The 18,134-nt window shown below is 29.9% G+C and carries 15 protein-coding genes; 7 read left to right on the plus strand and 8 right to left on the minus strand.

All coding sequences use genetic code 11. The features are described from left to right. Positions 1-9: 9 nt before the first annotated feature. From L992_RS08365 to L992_RS08385, 5 genes are all read right to left on the minus strand, one after another. A complete protein-coding gene (locus tag L992_RS08365; protein WP_047381871.1) occupies positions 10-1,131 on the minus strand; it encodes an ABC transporter permease in 1,122 nt (373 codons plus the stop codon). Further along, on the minus strand, positions 1,124-1,945 hold the full coding sequence (locus tag L992_RS08370) for an ABC transporter ATP-binding protein (RefSeq protein ID WP_047381869.1): 822 nt from the start codon (positions 1,943-1,945) through the stop codon (positions 1,124-1,126). Before L992_RS08370 ends, L992_RS08365 begins: the two co-directional genes overlap by 8 nt. Next, on the minus strand, positions 1,942-3,072 hold the full coding sequence (locus L992_RS08375; RefSeq protein ID WP_052193948.1) for an HlyD family secretion protein: 1,131 nt from the start codon (positions 3,070-3,072) through the stop codon (positions 1,942-1,944). The genes L992_RS08370 and L992_RS08375 overlap by 4 nt, the downstream gene beginning before the upstream one ends. Before the next feature lie 155 nt (positions 3,073-3,227). Next, positions 3,228-4,565, minus strand: coding sequence for a sodium-dependent transporter (locus tag L992_RS08380; protein ID WP_047381867.1), 1,338 nt, complete (start codon positions 4,563-4,565; stop codon positions 3,228-3,230). A gap of 25 nt (positions 4,566-4,590) precedes the next feature. Further along, the gene (locus tag L992_RS08385) at positions 4,591-5,988 is read right to left on the minus strand and encodes a tryptophanase (protein ID WP_047381865.1); all 1,398 of its coding nucleotides are present in this window, start codon (positions 5,986-5,988) and stop codon (positions 4,591-4,593) included. A gap of 214 nt (positions 5,989-6,202) precedes the next feature. Between L992_RS08385 and L992_RS08390 the strand changes: the two genes are divergently transcribed. Next, positions 6,203-7,696 (plus strand): ABC transporter substrate-binding protein, encoded by a 1,494-nt coding sequence (locus L992_RS08390; protein ID WP_047395604.1) that lies wholly within the window; start codon positions 6,203-6,205, stop codon positions 7,694-7,696. A gap of 20 nt (positions 7,697-7,716) precedes the next feature. Then, entirely contained in the window at positions 7,717-8,781 is a 1,065-nt protein-coding gene (locus L992_RS08395) for a M42 family metallopeptidase (RefSeq protein WP_047381860.1), read from the plus strand. 52 nt (positions 8,782-8,833) lie between these two features. On the opposite strand, the gene L992_RS08400 is transcribed toward L992_RS08395, so the two are convergent. Continuing rightward, positions 8,834-9,820 (minus strand): 2-hydroxyacid dehydrogenase, encoded by a 987-nt coding sequence (locus L992_RS08400; RefSeq protein ID WP_047395607.1) that lies wholly within the window; start codon positions 9,818-9,820, stop codon positions 8,834-8,836. 19 nt (positions 9,821-9,839) lie between these two features. After that, complete coding sequence (locus L992_RS08405; protein ID WP_047381855.1) at positions 9,840-10,883, minus strand: AEC family transporter; 1,044 nt, start codon at positions 10,881-10,883, stop codon at positions 9,840-9,842. A 223-nt stretch (positions 10,884-11,106) separates the two neighbouring features. On the opposite strand from L992_RS08405, the gene L992_RS08410 reads away from it, so the two are divergent. Next, positions 11,107-12,660: an ATP-binding protein gene (locus tag L992_RS08410; protein ID WP_047395609.1), complete on the plus strand. Its 1,554-nt coding sequence runs from the start codon at positions 11,107-11,109 to the stop codon at positions 12,658-12,660. Beyond that, complete coding sequence (locus tag L992_RS08415) at positions 12,661-13,326, plus strand: response regulator (RefSeq protein ID WP_047381850.1); 666 nt, start codon at positions 12,661-12,663, stop codon at positions 13,324-13,326. Positions 13,327-13,385: 59 nt separating this feature from the next. Here L992_RS08415 and L992_RS08420 read toward each other — a convergent pair whose 3' ends face one another. Next, on the minus strand, positions 13,386-14,171 hold the full coding sequence (locus tag L992_RS08420) for a hypothetical protein (protein ID WP_047395612.1): 786 nt from the start codon (positions 14,169-14,171) through the stop codon (positions 13,386-13,388). Between the two features lie 184 nt (positions 14,172-14,355). On the opposite strand from L992_RS08420, the gene L992_RS08425 reads away from it, so the two are divergent. The 3 genes from L992_RS08425 to L992_RS08435 form a co-directional block, all read left to right on the plus strand. Beyond that, positions 14,356-15,876, plus strand: coding sequence for an ABC transporter substrate-binding protein (locus tag L992_RS08425; RefSeq protein WP_047395614.1), 1,521 nt, complete (start codon positions 14,356-14,358; stop codon positions 15,874-15,876). Between the two features lie 67 nt (positions 15,877-15,943). Continuing rightward, positions 15,944-16,972: a M42 family metallopeptidase gene (locus tag L992_RS08430; RefSeq protein ID WP_047381844.1), complete on the plus strand. Its 1,029-nt coding sequence runs from the start codon at positions 15,944-15,946 to the stop codon at positions 16,970-16,972. A gap of 133 nt (positions 16,973-17,105) precedes the next feature. Beyond that, a partial coding sequence (locus L992_RS08435; protein WP_047395616.1) for a PTS transporter subunit IIC occupies positions 17,106-18,134 on the plus strand: 1,029 nt, incomplete at its 3' end.

The following is an 18,134-nucleotide window of genomic DNA, read 5'->3' on the forward strand; positions in this document are numbered from 1 at the left end:
TCCTTCTCTTTAATCTAATGTTTTTTTGAACTTTTTAATCGAAACTACAATTATAATAATAATTAAAGTCATAAGAGCAGCTATAGGATGAAGAAGCTCTCGTATTCCAACACCTTTTAATATGATGCCTCTGAGTATTTCATTAAAATAAGTTAAAGGAATGAAGCAACTTATAAAATAGATGATTTTAGGCATAGCTTCTCGAGGAAAAACAAACCCCGAAAGAATAACGCTAGGAAGAAGATATGCTAGGGATAAATGCATAGCTTCAAGTTGAGTATTTGATATTGTAGATATAAATATACCGATGGCTAATGAAGATGTTAAAAATATAGTTCCTAGAAAAATTAAAAGAATTAAACTTCCTTTTATGTCAACACCAAATATAATTTTCCCAAGAATCAAAGTAACATCTAATTCAAAAAAAGCAATAAAGACATATGGTGCAATTTTTCCGATTACAAGTTCTAAAGGAGAGATAGGAGTCATGATTAATTGTTCAATAGTCCCTTTCTCTTTTTCTCGAACAATTGAAAAAGCAGTTAACATAATTGTTATATTTTGTAAAATTAGACCGATAATTCCAGGGATATTAAATTTACTACTCTCTAAAGTTGGATTGTATAAAAGTAGATTATAAGGTTTTATAAGAGTTTCCTTATTTTTTGAACTATAGTTTGCCAGTTTTAGTTGAGAGTAGTGATTAATAATCTGTGAAGAGTATGATGCTGCAGTTTTAGCTATATATGGATCTGATCCATCTATTAGAAATTGAACATCTGTTGACTCTCCTCTTCGTAATTTTTTAGTAAAATAATCGGGAATGATGACGCCTATTTTTGTTCTACCATAATCAAGACTTTTTTCGACAGCATCCGGAGTATCAACATACTCATATACTTTTAAATAAGTTGAGTTATTCAATTTATTTATAAGTTCTCTACTTTCAATAGTTTTACTTCCATCATAAACAGAGAGTTTTAAATTATCAACATCAGAACTTACAGCAAAGCCAAACAGAAGCAAAAGAAAAATGGGTAAAATTAAAGCTATAACTAAACTTGCACGATCTCTTTTTATATGGATAATCTCTTTTTTAGCAATAGTTAGAATACGATTTATATTAATCATTTTTATCCTCCACTTTCTCATCTTTATGCTTTAGTTGATCAAAAGAGGAGATGACCTCTTTATGAGAGAGTTCTTTAACATAGATAATGAAAATATCTTCAAGATTATCAGTATTATATTTCTTATATAAATTTTTAGGAGTATCAATAACAACTAGTTTCCCTTCGAAAATAAAGCCAATGATATCACAAACAGAAGCTTCATCCATATAGTGAGTTGTAGCTAGAACAGTAATATCTCCATATTTGATAAGATCTTTTATTGTGGTCCAAAACTCTCTTCTTGCAACAGGGTCAACTCCAGCTGTGGGCTCATCAAGAATAAGAAGTTCTGGTTTATGAATAATAGCACATCCTAGAGCTAATCTTTGTTTCCAACCTCCAGAAAGATTTTTGGATAAGACATCTCTTTTTTCGTTTAGATTTAACATCTTTATAACTTCTTCAATTCTTTCGTTTAGATGTTCTTTTGGAATAGAGTAGATTTCTCCATAAAAAATTAGATTTTCCTCAATAGTTAAATCTTCGTAAAGACTGAATTTTTGTGACATATACCCAATTTTTGATTTTATTTTTTCAGGATTACTTTTTAAATCGTAGCCTAAAACTTTACCTTCACCAGATGTAGGAGTTAATACCCCACAAATCATTCTTATAGTTGTAGATTTTCCACTTCCATTAGGTCCAAGAAATCCAAAAATAACTCCTTTAGGAATATTAAAACTTAAAGAATCAACAGCTGTATATTTCTCAAATTTCTTAGTTAAGTTTTTAATTTCTATTGCATATTCACTCTTTAGATTTTCAACACTCATAATCCTAAATCAACTCCTACAAGCATTCCACTTTTTAATTTATCATCACCATTCAAAAGTTTAACCTTTAATTCATAAACTAATTTTAAACGGTCTTTTTTTGTAACTATATTCATAGGAGTAAATTCTGAGTCGGATGATATGTATATAATTTCTCCTGCATATTCTTTATCTATAAAATCGCTATTCAATTTAACTTTTTGCCCTAGTTTTACAGATGGAAGAAGTTTTTCTGGGATATATATTTTAGTCCAGATATTACTGTTATCAAGCATAGTAATAGCAGCTACACCAGGACTAATAACTTCACCTATTTTTAGATTAACAGTTTCTACGATACCGTCAATAGGTGCTACGAGATTGTTTTTTTCAGCATATATCTTAGTCAATTCTAAGTTTTTTTGAGAAGAGGCGATTTTTAATTTATCTGCCTCAATATCTCTTACAGAAAATCCATTAATCATATATCTAAGATTATCTTCAGCAGAATTTTTTTGTGCATGAAGAGCAACTAAATTTTGGTTACCATTTTCTAAATTGTTTTGAGCAATAGTAAATTGATTCTGTGCATTTTCAAAATTTAATTTTGCAATGTCAAATGCGTATTGACTTTCAAATTTTTTTTCAAATAGATCTTTTGTGTCGAAATATATCTTTTTTTTATTTTCGAAATTAGAAATAGCAAATTTATAAGCACTTGTAAGTGCAACTAGGTTTTGTTTTCCTTGATTAACTTGACTTTCTAATTGTTTAACAATCTCTTTTTGTGAAGAGATTTGCTCTTCCCGAGTGCCATCTAATGTTTTCTGAAGTTGATTTTCAGAAGATTTTACAGAGATTTCACTATTTTCAATCTTCAATTTATTTTCTTTGTCATTTATAGAGATTAGTTTTTGTTCTTTTTTTACAAATTCACCATCTTTGACATAAACTGTTTCGATTTTTCCAAGTAGCTCTGAAGAGATGTTTAGTTTGTCAACCTCTAAAACTCCATAGTATATTTTATCCTCTTTTTTACTGAGAATATAATCTCCAATAAAATAGAAAATAAGAGTTAGTATTCCTACTCCAAATAGATATTTTACATCTATTTTTTTGAATCGTTGTAAAAGTTTAATCGCATTCATGACTCCACCTCGTGTTTTTTATTATTTAAATTTATTGTTATTTTACAATCTCTTCTTACCTAATCTTAATTGTTTTTCCTGTTTTAAAATAAAAAAAAGACACTTTTTCAAATTAAGAATAAAAGTGTCTTTTGAATTTAATATATTAAATTTAACTATCCAATTCCTCCATAGAAGATTCCCAAGATATAAACTGCAATTGCAATACCACAGAAGAAATATTTTGTAACAGGTTCAAACCATGCACCGATTATTTTATCTCTTCCTATTTGGGCTTGCTCTCTTGCAAAACCTGGATTACAAATCCAGTAGATAACGATTCCTGCAAGAAGGGCTCCTAAAGGGATAACATAGATTGAAACAAAGTCCATCCAAGGTGAAAGATGATCCCCATGTAAGAAAACTCCGACAACAAATGCAATAATCGCAACAATAGAGATTGAATTTCTTCTAGATAATCCAACTTTGTTTTGTAAGGCTTCTATGGGAGTTTCAAAAAGATTCATAAGTGATGTTACTCCTGCAAATAGAACAGCTATAAAAAATATGATGGCAATTAGTTGTCCACCAGGCATATTTTGAAAAACCATAGGTAATGTTACAAACATAAGTCCAGGACCAGCCCCAGGCTCTAATCCGAAAGCAAATACTGCAGGGATAACTACAAGAGCTGCTAGCATAGCAGCACAAGTATCAAAAAATGAAACATTTAAAGCTGAGTTTACAATATCTTCATTCTTACTTAAATAGCTTCCATAAACTACAGTACCAGATCCAGCAAGAGAAAGGGAGAAGAACGCTTGTCCTAGAGCAAAAATCCAAGTTCTTATCTCTAAAAGAGCTGACCACTCAGGCTTAAAAAGATAAGCATAACCGGCTTCAGAACCAGGTAATGAGTATATTTTAAATGCTAAAAATATAAATAGAAAAAAGAAAGCAGGCATTAAAATTTTATTAACTTTTTCAATACCGCCAGCAATCCCCATAGACATTAAAAAAAATGTAATTGCTAAACCAGCTATATGCCAAGGGATACTTCCAAAATCAGAAGCTAACATACCAAAATATGGTCCAGCTTCAACATTTATTAAAGTTCCTGAAATAGATGAAATACAATATCTCAATATCCATCCAACTACAACGGCGTATCCGATAGCTATAGCCAATGAACCAATAACAGGTATAAATCCAATAATAGTTCCACCTTTTAATCCTCTTTGTTTGAAAGCTTTTTCAAAAGCTCCAAGAGGTCCAGTTTCCATAGAACGTCCAAGTGTCATCTCGCCAATAACTCCAGAAAATCCAATTAAAAGAACAAATGTAAAATACGGAATAAGAAAAGCTGCTCCTCCAAACTGTCCAACTCTATATGGAAACATCCAAATATTTCCCATTCCAACTGCTGAACCAATACAAGCTAAAATAAATCCAAATTTTGAATTAAAACCATCTCGATTATTTTCATCTATTAAAACCGTTTTTACATCATTCATAAAAATATAAACCTCCCCTAATTATTTATTCTTCAATAATTTCTAGGGATGCTTGGAAGTGTCTTAATATAGGTGGTTCCCATGTTATTTTATATCCTCTTTTTATTTCGTGAGCTCTTTCTTTTATTGCAATTAATGCATCCGCAATAACATCTAAATGAGCTTGAGTATAAACTCTACGTGGAATTGCAAGTCTTGTGAATTCGAAGTCTGCTTCTAATTGTTCATTTGTATCAGGATCATTTCCTAACATATATGAACCAATATCACAGCTTCTAATTCCAGCTTCTTTATAAAGTTCTATTGCTAAAACTTGTCCAGGAAATTCGTTATAAGGTATATTAGGGAAAATTTTAGAAGCATCTACGAAAACTCCGTGCCCTCCAACAGGTGATTGATAGATAATTCCAGCATCATCAAGTCTAGAAGCTAAATATTCCATCTGTCCAATTCTGTATCTTAAGAAATTTTCATCGATTCCTTCTAATAAGCCGATAGCAAGAGCTTCTAAATCTCTACCAGAAAGACCTCCATATGTTGTGAATCCCTCATAACTTATACAGTTGGCTTTTATTTTTAAAATCATATCGGCATTTTCAAGAGAATTTTTAACTCCGATAAGTCCTCCCATATTAACAATAGTATCTTTTTTAGCTGACATAGTAAAGAAATCAGCATATGAAAACATCTGGTTAATAATCTCTTTTATAGACATGTCTTTACATTCTTCCTCATCTCTTTTAATGAAATAAGCATTTTCAGCATAACGTGCAGCATCAATATTTAGAGGAATGTTATATTTTTTACAAATTGCAGCAACTTCACGAGCATTTTTCATAGAAACTGGCTGTCCACCAGCTGAGTTATTTGTGATTGTCAATACAACTAAACCAATTTTTTCAGGTCCGTATTCTAAGATGAGTTTTTCCATTTTTTCTACATCCATGTTTCCTTTAAATTTCGATCTTTTTGCAGGATCTTTAGCTTCTGGAACAACACAGTCTAATGGTCTTGCTCCTGCTAGAATAACGTGAGCTCTTGTTGTATCAAAAAACATATTTGAAATAGCATATTGCCCAGGTTTTAAGAAGGTAGGGAATAAAACTTTTTCTGCTGCTCTTCCTTGATGAACAGGTTGGATATACTCATATCCAAAAATTTCTTGAGCAGTATTTACTAATTTGAAATAACTAGAAGCACCAGCATAAGCTTCGTCTCCTCTCATAACACCGGCCCATTGATCTTGGCTCATTGCGTTTGTACCAGAGTCAGTTAATAGATCGATATAAACATCTTCTCCCTTAAGGTTAAAAAGGTTATAGTTTGCCTCTTTAATCTTTTCTTCTCTTTCCTCTGGTGTTGTCATCTTAATTGTTTCAACCATTTTAATTCTAAATGGTTCTGGAATATACTTGATAGCCATAAAAATCCCTCCGTTTTTAGTCTACCCCGGTCATCTTTTCAGATAGGCGGACGGTATTTCCTTAATTAGAATTTTTTCAATTCCAATATAACTATATACTTCATGATATTTGCTTTGTCAAATTTAAATATTTTTTTAAAAAAATAAAAAATAAAAATTGATTTTCGAAAAATAAAATAGTATTATTTATTAAATACTTTTTTGGGAGGTTCGGATGAAAAAAATATTAGTTATTACATTAACATTGATTTTGACATTATTGGGAGGATGTGAGGAGAAAAAAATCGAAAAAAAAGATAAACTTACTTTTGCGCAGTTGAGTGATCCGAAAACATTGGATCCACAAAATTCAACAGATAATTATTCTCAGATAGCCATAACTCAGATATATGATAGATTATTTGAAATAGATGAAAAAACAGGAACTCCAATTCCTAGTTTGGTTGAAAGCTATGAGAGAGTAAACGATAAAATATTAGATATTAAATTAAAAAAAGATGTAAGATTTACAAATGGAGATGTTTTAACTTCTGAAGATGTAAAGTTTACAATAGAAAGAGCAAAAGCTAATCCAAAAGTATCTCATCTTTATAAAATGATAAATAATATTGTTATACTATCAGATAACGAGTTTCAAATAATAACTGAACAGGCATTTTCACCTTTATTAAATCATTTAAGTCACAAATCTTCATCAGTTATAAATAAAAAAGAGGTTCTAAAAGATGAAAGTAAGTATTTTGAAAACCCAATAGCAACAGGGCCTTATAAAGTTGAAAGTTGGGCAATAGGAGATAATATCACTTTATCATCAAATCAAAATTACTATAAAGGAATTCCAAGTATAAAAACTGTAGTTATAAAAGCTGTTCCGGAAGAAAATAGTAGGGTAATAGGACTGGAAACAGGAGAGATAGATATGTCTTTAGATATTCCTGCAATCTCTTGGAATGATTTAGAAAAGGATGGAAAGATTAGAGTATATTCAGCCCCTTCAACTACAACTGGATATATAGGATTGAACACAAATTCTTCTATACTATCAAATAAAATTTTAAGACAAGCTATTGCTTTAGCAATTGATAAACAAAGTATAGTTGATACTATATATTTAGGAAAAACAAAAGTGGCTAATCAATTTTTAGCTCCTCCAGTTTTTGGATATAATCAAAAAGAGAGTGATGGAGAGTTTAATCCAGAGAAAGCAAGAAAAATATTAGAGGATAATGATTTAATAGGAACTAAACTTAAAATTGCTGTAAGTAGTCCGGAAAGAGTTCAAGTAGCAACAATAATTCAAGATCAATTGAAAAAAATAGGGATAAATTTAGAAATAGAATTATTAGAATGGGGAGCTTTTTTATCACAAACAGGATCTGGAAATACAGATATGTTTATAATGGGATGGGGACCATCAACTTATGATGCAGATTACGGATATTACCCTAATATTCACAGTAGTCAATTAGGAAGTAATGGAAATAGAACTTTTTATTCAAATTTAAAAGTGGATGAGTTATTAGAGATGGCAAGAAAAGAGAGTGACAATGAAAAAAGAAAAGGGTATTATATAGCTATCCAAAAAATATTAAATGATGAAGTTCCATTAATACCACTATATCATGGAAATGTTGTTTATGGAGCGAGTACATCTCTAAAAAATGTTTCAGCAACAGGATATCCAGAGTTTTATAAATATGAGTTTTGAATTTAAGGGGAGTGAAAAAAATGAACAAGATTAAATTACTAGAAGAATTATCAAATTTACATGGTGCACCAGGACATGAACATGATGTTGTAGAGTTTATAAAGAAACAAATGAAAGGTTTTAATTGTAAAAGAGATTCTATAAACAATCTATATATTCAAACTGAGAATCAAGGGGATTCAAAACCAGTTGTTGCTTTAGATTGCCACAGTGATGAGGTTGGATTCATTGTGGAGGGAATTAAATCTAATGGAACACTAAGTTTTTTACCATTAGGAGGTTGGCATATAGCAAATATTCCAGCTCATTCAGTAGTTATAAAAAACTTCAAAGGTGAATATATAAGAGGGGTTGTTTCATCAAAACCACCTCACTTTATGACGGCAGAAGAGAAAGCTAGATTACCTAAAATAGATGAATTAGTAATAGATATAGGAACAAGTTCGTATGAAGAAACAATAAGTTTATACGGAATTGAAGTTGGAAACCCTATAACACCGGATGTACAGTTTTCTTATGATGAGAAAATAGATGTTGTAAGAGGAAAAGCTTTCGACAATAGAGTTGGATGTGCAATTGTAATGGAGATATTAAAAGAAGTAAAAGATTGTAAATTAGATGTGATTCCGATTGGAGTTATAAGTTCTCAGGAAGAGATTGGATTAAGAGGGGCACAAGTAGCTGCGAATACAATAAAACCAGATTTTGCAATTATATTTGAAGGATCTCCAGCAGATGATACATTTAAAGATAGTTTCTTATCTAAAGGAGCGATAGGAAAAGGAGTTCAATTTAGAGTTTTAGATGCAGGAATGGTTTCTAATCCTAGAATTCAAGAGTTTGTAAAAACAATAGCTACTGAAAATAACATAAAATATCAAGTTATAGCAAGAAGTGGTGGAAGTACAAATGGTGGAAAATATCATGTAGCTGAAAAGAGCATTCCAACTGTTGTTATAGGAATACCAACAAGATATATACATACTCACTATACTTATGCTTCTGCTAAGGATTATAGAGATGCGATTGTTTTAGGAAGAAAAATATTAGAAAATTTAACGAATGAAGTAATAAAAACCTTTTAAAAAATGCAGGGCATCATGCCCTGCATTTTTTAAAAATTATAACTAAAATAATTTACAATTGATTTTCACAAACGCCTTTTTTAATAAATTCATCAAGATTCTCATACGAAATCTCAATCATATTTGTTAAAGCTTCATCTGTGTATGATCCAATATGGGGAGTGATTAAAACTTTAGGATAGAAATCTAAAAGTTTTTGAATAGTAGTATCAATCTCTTTATTTTTCATATCTTTGAAGAAGAAATCTTTTTCATTTGTAAATACGTCGCTTGCGTATCCACCAACTTTCCCAGTTTCTAATCCTTTAAGGATAGCTTCAACATCTTGTAACTCTCCTCTTGCAGTATTGATTAGAATAACATCTTTTTTAGCTTTTGAAATTAATTCGTCATTGATTAGGTTATCATTTTGTCCTTTGATATATGGGCAGTGTAAAGTAATAATATCTGAATTCTTTATTAAATCATCCATTGAAACATACTCTAAAATATCTTTAGCATTTTCATTAGGATAGATATCATAAGCTAAAACTTTAGCTCCTAGACCTTTGAATAGTCTAGCTGTTGTAAGACCTATTTTTCCAGTTCCAACAACTCCTACAGTTAGGTTTCTAATCTCTCTGCTGAACATGAATTCATCAACAACAAAGTTTTTTTCTCTAGATCTGTTAATCATATAAGTCCCTTTTCTAACTAAGTTCATCGCAAATGTAATTGCAAGCTCAGCAATTGCATTTGGAGAATAAGTGGGAACTCTAGCCATTTTGAATCCCATCTCTTTAGCAGCTTCTAAATCGATATGATTATATCCAACAGTTCTAGTTAGTAGATATTCTACACCATAACTTTTTATGATTTCTAAATTTTTTCTATTAGCAGGACAATTCGCTCTTAGCATAACAGCTTCATGTCCTTTAATCAGATGTATATTATCATCGTTTAATAATGCTTCAACAAGAGTTAACTCATATCCAAATCTATTTAATTTTATGAAGAACTCCTCTTCTACTTTTCTAACACCAAAACATATTAATTTCATTTTTCCTCCTAAAAAATTATTATCCAAATATCTCTAAAGATTTAATAACCTCTAAAATTACAATCCATAACGGCATACATATTACACTGAAAACTGTAGATAGTAAAGAACAATTTGAAGTCATAAGTGATTCTTTATCAAATTTAATTGCGTAAGCTGCAGCAACAGTGGCAGTAGGTGTTGCCATCATTATAACAACAGTAGCAAGTCCAACAAAAGATATAGGTAAAATATTTGTTACGTTTAAAATATATAAAGCTACTATATTTATTGCAGGAACCCCTAAAACTTTGATGAAGCTATATATCCAAGAATCTTTAGATGAGAATGCTTCTTTAAGAGATATATCAGCTAATTTTGCACCGATAGATATCCAAGCTAATGGAGAGCAAAGAGCTGCTAAGTATGTCATAGGTCTAAATAACCAGAAAGCTGTTTTATCGATTCTTAAAAATGCATACTCTTTACCAGCAACTGTAATTTGAGGTAGAGAACTTTGGAATACCCAGATAAACATCCCTAAGAAAGTAGCTAAAACAATTGGATTTAAAAACATTTGAGCTACATTTTTCTTATCAACTTTAACACCAGACATTTTGATATATCCATAAGAGTAAAGGAAAACTCTATAAGCAATATTAAAGATAGAAGCATACATAACTCCAAGCTCACCATAAACAGCTGCAATGATTGGAATTCCAAAGAATGTAGTTGAACCGAAAATAGTTAAAACTTCAAGAACAGCTTTTTTATCTCCTTTATACTGAATATATAAAACTTTTGTTAAAAATATTAAGATGATATATATTGCAAATCCCCAAATTAAAAGATTTAAACCTTGTTCTAGGCTGTTTTTATTTATATCTTGCATAAATGAATTAAACGCTAAAGCAGGTAAAGATGCTGAAAGAATAACGTCACTAAGTGTTTTAGATGTACTTGCTGTTAGAACCTCTTTTTTTCTTAAGTAGAAACCAAAAAGTATAATTAAAACCGACGAAGAGATAGCTCCAACAATACTATTGTTACTTAGAATACTTGAAAAAATTTCACTAAAATTCATAAAAATCCTCCTAATTATAATAAAAATTGTTATTTAATAAATACTTCATAACTACTATAAATCTTTTTAAATAGATTTACAATTTTTTAAACTTTATAAATAGTTTTTAAACTTTTTTAAGTAAAATTAAGAGAAAATAGGTGTGAGTTAGATAAAAAAGTTATCATAGTTTGTATAATAATTTAATTTTACGAACTCTTTTAAATATGGTAGTATATCAGTTATGAAGAAGTTAAATTTTAAAAATAAAATAATGGTTTGGGTTTTAATAATAAATATGATTCCTTTGATATTTTCATATACAATATTTTTAAACGAGAAAATAAAAAGTGATGAAAATAATATAACCAAAAATCTTTTAGAAGCAGCAAAGATAGTTAGTACAAATAAAGAGATAAGAAATAACTTAGAGTTAAGTTATGAAAAAAATAATATAGAAAAAAAGGTTGATAGTTTGATTGAGATATTTAGAGATATTGATATTATTGTGGTCGCAAATATAGATGGAATAAAATATTCGCACCTAGATAAGTCACAAATAGGAGATAAATTTGTTAATCCTGTAGAGTGGGAAAAAATAAAAAAAGGAGAGGGATATTTCTCAAGAATGCTTGGTTCGATGGGAGTTACTTTTAGAAGATTTGAACCAATATATGATAATAAAAATAAAGATATTATTGGATTTGTAATGGTGGGGAAATATTACAAATCAATTTTAGATATGAATAGAAAAACAACTTTGATGTTAGTGTTTTTATTTATAACATCAATAACACTATCTACTATTTTAGCAGCAAATTTTGCAAAAAAAATAAAGAAAAGTTTATTTGGTCTTGATCCAGAAGAGATAGGAAGATTGTATATAGAAGAGCGTTTAATAATAGATAATTTAGAATCTGGGTTAATAGCTTTAAATACAAAAAATGAGATATTGAAAGTAAATAGTGTTTTTTCAAAAAAATATGTAGAGCTTTGTTCTGAGATGGTTTTAAAAAAAGTGAGTCATTATTTGGAAAAGAAAGAGAATACCGCTAGAAATATTGAGGTTTTAATAGATGGTGGATATTACTATGTTAAAATACTACCAATTTATAATTTAAATGAATATTATGGAACAATCTTACTTATAAAAACAAAAGATGACGTAAATAGATATGCAAGAGAGATTACAGGGATAGATCAATTAGTGGATGGAATGAGAGCTAATATACATGAGTTTAAAAATAGATTGCATGTTATTTTAGGGTTGATAAATTTAGACAAAATTGAGATGGCAAAAAAATATATTCTTGAGATTCAAGATTTAAATGAATATGATTTCAAAAAATTTATAAATATAAAAAATCCATTTTTAAAAGCAATATTATTAGGAAAGGATGCTATTTGTAAAGAGAGGAAAATTCAATTTTTAGTAAATGCAGAGTCTTTAGTTTCAACAGAGATTAGAATTCCAATTTTTGAAGATATTAGTACAATTATTGGAAACCTAATAGAAAATTCGATAGAATCATTTAAAGAGTATAATATTAAAGATAAGAAAATAGAGATAAAAATAATAGAAACAGAGAAAGAGATAGAATTTGAAGTATGGGATAATGGAGAACAGATTCCACAAGAAAATTTTATTAAAATATATGAACAAGGATTCTCAACAAAAGGAAGTTCGCGTGGAGTAGGATTGAATATAGTAAAAAATAAAGTTGATTTGTATAGTGGAACTGTTGAGTTTGAGCAAGATGAAGATGGGAAATTTTTTAAAGTAAGGGTGATGAAGTAGTTGAAAAAAGTTTTAGTCGTAGAAGATGATCCAATGGTTGCAATGATAAACATGGAATATATATCTAAAATATCAGATTTAGAGATTGTTGGTTTAGCAATAAATAAGGAAGAAGTCTTTAGATATTTGAAAATAGAAAAGGTTGATTTGATATTGATGGATATTTTTTTAGGCGGAGAAAATGGTTTAGATATTTTAAAAGAGATCAGAGGAGAGGGACATTTAACTGATGTTATTATGATTACGTCAGCTAATGGGAGTGAAGAGATAAAAAAAGCACTCTCTTTTGGGTGTTTAGATTATTTAATAAAACCGTTTGATTTTGAAAGATTTAAATGTGCAATCAGAAAGTTTTATGACAGAAATGCTATATTTAACGAAAAAAAGATAGTTCAAGAAGATTTGGATAAATTAAGTTCTGCTTCAGATGAAACAAATATAAATTTACCTAAAGGATTAAATGACAAAACATTGCGGTTAGTTATAGATAAAATTGAAGAGTTAAATGGAAAAGAGTTCAGTATAAAAGAGATTTGTGAACTTGTTGAGATGAGTAACGTATCTACAAAAAAATATCTAGATTATTTGCAAAAAGTAAAACACATTGAAGAGAAAATTATATATGGTAACATAGGTAGGCCACAGTATATTTATAAAAAGAGATAGATTAAAAAAATAGCAGGTTTGTATTAAATTTACAAATACTGCTATTTTTAATATAGGTATTAATTATTATGAATATTAATATACGAAGTACCTTCTGCTACAATATCTACAGGGCCATCTATAAATGTATTACTATTTTCAATAGAAACAATTAAAAAACCACCAGGTTGATTGATTTTTATAGAGTCGATATTTTTATAGGTGTTCAAATAAAATCCAAGAGCAGAGGTTCCAGAAGCACAGCTATTTTCCCAAGTTCCTCCTATACCTTCAATATAAACATATGGAATCATAAATAATTTTTTAGAATCGAAAAACATGACTCCAAAGTTTAAAATTCCATAATTCTTGCAATAATTATGAATTAATTCGAGTAGAAAATTATCAATCTCCTTAGATTCGACGATAAAGTGTGTTATACCTGAGAAATAGAATATATAAATTTGATAGTTATTTAAAACGATAGTTTCGGTAGCGATATAATTAGGCATTTTAATTTTGGCAAAATAGCGATTTTTAAAAGCAGTACCAGTAATTTCTAAATTTAAGGGAGTGGATTCACCAGAACATGTGATAGTGTATATTTTTTTATCTTTAAAGCTATCGTCATTAAATGCAAGAAAAGCACCAAAAGAGCGACAGGCATTTCCGCAGAACTCTCCGTCCATCATTTCCAAGTGAGTTGTATTAATAAAACCTACTTGCTCAGCATCTAAAGAGTTTTTAGTCATTGAAACTTTTGAAATAGCTTTAAATTCATCTTTTATGATATTGTTTTGATGATAAAGTAGTGTGATATTTCCAGATGGGTTAATTTTTACGAATTTTAATTCTTTTAAACTCATGTTATCTACCCCCTTAAGTTTTATTTAAGATTTTTATATTGATAATAGTATATACCTCGAAAAGTTTTAATTGTCAAAAAATAAAAAAAAACAAAAAATGAAAAAATATTTTCAAAATTTATTGACAAATATCTTGTATATAGAGTAATATTGTTGAAATTACTTACTTGAGGAGGTTTTAGAAGTGAAGAATAAAAAATATTTTTTAGGATTACTATTAGCAGGAATTACAGTAACTGGATGCGGATCAAAAGACAGTTCGAGTTCAAAAAACAATGAATCAAAAATTGTAACAGTCTCTTTAGGATCAAAGCCAAAAAGTTTAGATCCAACAATGTACAATGAAATCCCATCTCTATCTATCGTAAAACAAATATATAATACACTTTTTAAAATAGATTCGAATGGAAATATAGTTCCAGAATTAGCGGAATCATTCGAATATGTAACTCCAACTGAGTTGGTAATAAAGTTAAAAAAAGGAGTTAAGTTTCATAATGGAGAGGAATTAAAAGCGAGTGATGTAGTTTTTAGTATAAAGAGAATGACAGAAAAACCAGCTACTAAAGTTATGTTAGATGTGGTTCAATCTGTAGAGGCAGATGGAGAATACGGAGTTATAATAAAATTAAAGGAACCATCAGCACCTTTATTATTTACATTATCTTATCCATTGACTGCTATTTTAAATGAAAAATATATTTTAGAAAAAGGAAATAACATAGGAACAGATGCTATGGGAACAGGAGCATTCAAATATGCCAATTGGGGAGATGGCGAAAAAATTCAATTAGTGGCTAATGAAAACTATTTTGGTGATAAAGCTAAAATCGATGAACTTATATTTAGAGCAATTCCAGAAAATACAAGTAGGTTAGCTGCTCTAGAAACAGGAGAGATAGATATAACAACTGTTGCACCTATAGATGTTCAAACTGTGGAAAGTAATAACGAGCTATATGCAGTTTCATTCCCAACAACATCTACGGAATATTTGACTTTAAATATGAACAGAGAACCATTTAAGAATAAAGAATTTAGGAAAGCACTACACCATGCAATAGATAAACAAAGTATTGTAGATGCAGTATATTTAGGTAAAGCTAGCGTGGCAAATACGATTGTAAACCCAACTGTTTTTGGAAGCGATCAAACTATTGGAAAAACAGATTATAATCCAGAAAAAGCCAAGGAATATTTAGAAAAATCAGGAGTAAAAAATAGAACAATAAAAATAATGTCAAATGATAATTCGGTAAGACTTCAAGCAGCTCAGATAGTTCAAGCTAATTTGAAAGAGATTGGAATAAATGCAGAAATAGAAACTGTTGAGTGGGGAACTTATTTACAAATGACGGCTCAAGGAGACTATGACATTTTTATTGGTGGATGGGTTGCAGGAACATCAGATGCAGATATAGTTTTATTCCCACTACTTCATAGTAGCTATAAGGGAGGAGCAGGAAACAGAGCTAATTTTGATAACAAAGATTATGATAAACTGGTAGAGTTAGGAAGAACATCAACTGAACCTTCTGAAAGATTGAAAGCATATTCAGAAGCACAAACAATTTTAGAAGAGGAAAGTCCATTAATTCCTTTATATTATAAGAATGAAAATATGGGATTAAATAAAAGAATTACAAATTTTGAAGCTATGCCAAATCTGATTCATGATTATTCAATAATAGAGATTAAAGATTAGTTTAAAGATTGACAAAACTCTTTCATGAGAGTATGATAATTAACAATTTAGAGAGTGGGAGGAGATTATGAAATTAGATTTGCATTATACACTAGAATTTACAAAAGAGATTTTAAATATTCCGAGTCCAGCTGGGTATACAGAAAAAGCCATGGATAGAATTGCTAAAGAGTTGGATTTTTTAGGTTTTACTTATACTTATAGCAGAAAAGGTTGTTTGATTGTTAAGCTTGAAGGAGAGGATAGTTCATATACAAGATTACTTTCAGCACACGTAGACACTCTTGGAGCAATCGTAAAAAAAGTAAAAAAAAATGGTCGTTTAGAACTGTTAAATATTGGTGGATATGCTTGGGGATCGGTTGAAGGAGAAAATGTAACTATTCATACTTTAGATGGAAGAGAGTATGAGGGAACAGTTCTTCCAGTTAAAGCATCAGTTCATGTTTATGGGGATATTCCAAGAGAGATGCCAAGAACGGCTGAAACCATGGAAGTCAGATTGGACTATGATGTTTTTAGTGAAGTAGATACGAGAGCGTTAGGGATTTGTCAAGGAGATTTTGTAAGCTACGAAACAAATACTAGAGTTACAGAGTCAGGATATATAAAATCAAGATATTTGGATGATAAACTTTGTGTAGCACAAGTTTTAACATACTTGAAATATTTAAAAGATAATAAGAAAAAACCTAAAAATAATCTATATCTTTACTTTTCAAATTTTGAAGAGGTAGGGCATGGAGTTTCAGAGATTCCTAAAGATGTAGATGAGTTTGTAGCTTTAGACATTGGACTTGTAGCGGAAGATGCAGATGGTGATGAGAAAAAAGTAAGTATTGCAGCAAGAGATAATAAAACTGTTTATGATTTTGGAATAAGAAAAAAAATACAAGCAGCAGCAGATAAGCATGGAATAGCCTACACAGTTGGAGTATATAATAGATATGGTTCAGATGCCACAGCTTCAATTCTTCAAGGAGCAGATTTGAGATATGCTTGTATTGGACCAAATGTAGATGCGACACATCACTATGAAAGAACTCATATAGATGGAGTAGTTGAAACAATAAAACTTTTAATAGCATATTTATAAAAGCTAGAAGGGATGCAAAGTTATATTGCATCCCTATTTCTTATTTAACTTCTAAGTCAATATTCTAAATGGTGAAAATATGATATAATAATACAGTATTTTGAACAAAATTAGCTTTAAGAGGAGTTATGAAATGGTTTTAGGGGAATTTTTAAAAAGAAAAGATGTTAAGTTATCTGGAAAGAGATATTTTGTAGATGCCTTAGGAGCAATGGCTTTAGGTATGTTTTCAACTTTAATCACAGGATCGATATTAAATATGATAGGAGAGAGATTAGGGATTCTTTTTCTGTCACAGGTTGTATGGCCGACAGCTAGAAATATGGCCGGACCAGCTATTGGAGTAGCAATAGCATATGCTTTAAAAGCACCGCCATTAGTTTTATTTTCATCAACTTTTACAGGAGCAATTGGATATTCTTTAGGAGGGCCAGTCGGTGCTTATGCAGCTGCTTTAATCGGATCTGAATTAGGAAAGATGATATCAAAAGAAACAAAAGTAGATATCATTTTAACACCGGTGGTAACAATGATGGCAGGTAGTATTGTAGGAGTATATTTTGGTCCAATTTTAGATAAGATGATGACAGCTTTAGGATTTCTTATAATGCAGACAACAGAATTACAGCCTTTATTTATGGGAGCTTTAATCTCTGTATTTATGGGAATGGCTTTGACGCTTCCAATAAGTAGTGCTGCAATAGCGATGATGTTAAAATTAGAAGGACTAGCCGCAGGAGCTGCAACTTTAGGGTGCTGTACACAGATGGTCGGTTTTGCAGTTATAGGATTTAAAGAGAATGGTTGGGGAGGATTAGTTGCTCAAGGTCTTGGAACTTCTATGCTACAATTTTCAAATATAGTAAAGAATTGGAAAATATGGATACCGTCAATTTTAGGATCTATAATTTTAAGTCCACTAGTAACTATAGTTTTTAAGATGGAAAATACCTTTGCAGGAGCTGGAATGGGAACAAGTGGTTTGGTAGGAATTTTTGAAAGCTATGTAGCGATGTCAAAAATTGGTAGAGGTGGAAGTAAAATGATTTTAATAATAATTGTTTTATATGTTATTCTTCCTGCTATAGTAACATATTTAATCTCAGTTTTTATGAGAAGGAAAAATTATATAAAAGATGGTGATTTAAAAATAGAGCACAAG

The organism is Cetobacterium sp. ZOR0034 (genome assembly GCF_000799075.1).
Lineage (GTDB): Bacteria > Fusobacteriota > Fusobacteriia > Fusobacteriales > Fusobacteriaceae > Cetobacterium_A.